Source organism: Jatrophihabitans sp. (assembly GCF_036389215.1).
In the GTDB taxonomy this organism is placed as follows: domain Bacteria; phylum Actinomycetota; class Actinomycetes; order Mycobacteriales; family Jatrophihabitantaceae; genus Jatrophihabitans_A.
Genome location: NZ_DASVQG010000185.1, coordinates 1 through 2,094, shown reverse-complemented (window position 1 = coordinate 2,094; position 2,094 = coordinate 1). Strand labels below are relative to the sequence as shown.

General features: G+C 70.3%; 3 protein-coding genes. 2 read left to right on the top strand and 1 reads right to left on the bottom strand.

The features are described 5' to 3' along the window. Together VF542_RS09775 and VF542_RS09770 are read left to right on the top strand one after the other, a co-directional pair. A partial coding sequence (locus tag VF542_RS09775) for a hypothetical protein (protein WP_408651515.1) occupies nucleotides 1-352 on the top strand: 352 nt, incomplete at its 5' end. A 192-nt stretch (nucleotides 353-544) separates the two neighbouring features. Beyond that, entirely contained in the window at nucleotides 545-1,456 is a 912-nt protein-coding gene (locus VF542_RS09770; protein ID WP_408651514.1) for a MerR family transcriptional regulator, read from the top strand. Here VF542_RS09770 and VF542_RS09765 read toward each other — a convergent pair. After that, on the bottom strand, nucleotides 1,446-2,094 hold a 649-nt coding region (locus VF542_RS09765; protein ID WP_408651513.1), incomplete at its 5' end, for a tetratricopeptide repeat protein. The two genes, VF542_RS09770 and VF542_RS09765, sit on opposite strands and share 11 nt — an antisense overlap.

The following is a 2,094-nucleotide window of genomic DNA, read 5'->3' as shown; positions in this document are numbered from 1 at the left end:
CTACGAGGGGCAGGACTGCCGGCTGCTCGGTGCCCGGGTCACTACGCGCACGCTCGCCACGGCGATCCGAGCCAGCCTTCCCATGGCTGTCGTCATCGTGTCGCACCTGCCAGTCAACCGGAACCGCGCCGCTGACTCACTTCGCTCGGTTCAGGGACGGGTACCAGAACTGTTCTATGCCGGGAACGCCTTCGCGACCGCCGAGCTACGACGCAACGTGCCCGGGACCTACCTCGGAACCCGACTGCAAACCGCGTCGGCGCTCATCCTCTCCAAGGCGCGAGCGACAGAAACGGGCGCGGGCTTCCCGCGCTTGCCTGACCTGGGGACGCCACCGGAGCACGCACGGTAGGCCACGCAGGTATAGCCACCCAGGTAGGCCACGCAGGGTAAGGCCACCCAGGGTAGGCACGACAGCCAGCCTGCCCAACTTCGCAGGCCGGCGATACGCTCCCTTCATGCGACGGTTTTCCTCTTCGACGGGGAACACCGCTGAGCTGACCCCCAGCGGCCCACCGCGGAACGGCCCGGCAGGTCCGGACTGATGGTGGCTCCCAGCGGTCGCGAGGAGTCGCCCGGCACGTCCCCCGGCGTGCCGATCGCCGAGGCGGCGCGCCAACTCGGCGTTCCGATGCCGACCTTGCGCTCCTGGGAACTGCGGTACAACCTGCCCGAATCGGCCCGGGGGGCGGGCAAGCACCGCCGGTACTCCACCGCGGACCTGCACGGACTCAGGCTGATGCGCGATGAGATAGCCCGAGGCAAGCGAGCGAGCGTGGCCGCCGAGTCGGTGCGGCAGCTGCTCCAGCACACCGGCGCCGCCAGCGAGTTCGTCAACGACATACTCGCCGCGTCCGACCGATCGGACCCCATCGCGGTGCGCGAGCACCTGACCCGGGCTCACGGCACTCTCGGCCTGGCCGCCTGTCTGGACGACGTGCTGCTGCCGGCGATGCGGCAGGTGGGCCTGTGGTGGCAGACCGGACGCTGCGACGTGGAGCAGGAACACCTCGCCACCGAGGCGTCGCGGGCCTGGCTGGAGACCCTGTCCGCCTACGCCCCCGCGCCTACCCGAGCGACGCCACTCGTCCTGGCGTGCGGGCCGACCGACCTGCACACCATCGGCCTGGAGGCACTGGGGACGCTGCTTCGCTACCAGCAGTGGCCCGTCCGCCTGCTCGGGGCGAGGACCTCCGTACCCGCTCTGGAGACCGCGGTGCACGCGAGCCGAGCCGGGGCTGTCGTCATCGTCTCGCACCTCAACTCCGGTCGCGCCCGCGCCATCCAATCACTGCACGCGGCGAACGTCCTCGGCGTCGAGGTGTTCTACGCGGGCAACGCCTTCACCTCACTCCGCAGCCGCCGCAACCTGCCCGGCAGCTACCTGGGCACGCGGCTCCAGGATGCCTGCGAGCTGATCGACACCACGCTCGGCCAGCGGCCCGTCACCTCGTAGGAGGCAGTGGATCAGCTGCCTCCGCGGTTCGCTCCGCCGACGCCCTCAGGTGCTGCAGAAGGCCATCGTCCCGCAGGCCCGGAAACCGGTCGTGGAGTTGCTCGCACAACATGACCCCTTCCGCATAAGCCCGGTTGGCATCGGTTGGCTCCTCTTGCCGCTCACGCAGCCAGCCGACGTTATTCAGCGCCACCGACAGGTCGCGCAGCGCCTGCGGGGTGCTGCCGTACTGCTCGGCGAGTCGGCGACGAAGTTCCAGTGACTCGGTGAACGCGGCCAGCGCGGCGTCCAGGTCGCCCTGCAGCTCCCGCACCCCACCGACGTTCTCCAGCGATACCGACAGGTCGCGCAGCGCCTGCGGGGTGCTGCCGTACTGCTCGGCGCGCCGGCGGGACAGCTCCAGTGACTCGGTGAACGCGGCCAGCGCGGCGTCCAGGTCACCCTGGTCCCGCTGCACCTTGCCGACGTTGTCGAGCGATACCGACAGGTCGCGCAGCGCCTGCGGGGTGCTGCCGTGCTGCTCGGCGAGTCGGCGGGACAGCTCCAGTGACTCGGTGAACGCGGCCAGCGCGGCGTCCAGGTTGCCCTGCTGCTCGTGCATCCCGCCGACGTTGTTCAGCGATACCGACAGGTCGCGC

Excerpts from the sequence above, each read along its gene's own strand:
- VF542_RS09770 (WP_408651514.1), top strand. The coding sequence starts at position 545 with ATGGTGGCTCCCAGCGGTCGCGAGGAGTCGCCCGGCACGTCCCCCGGC.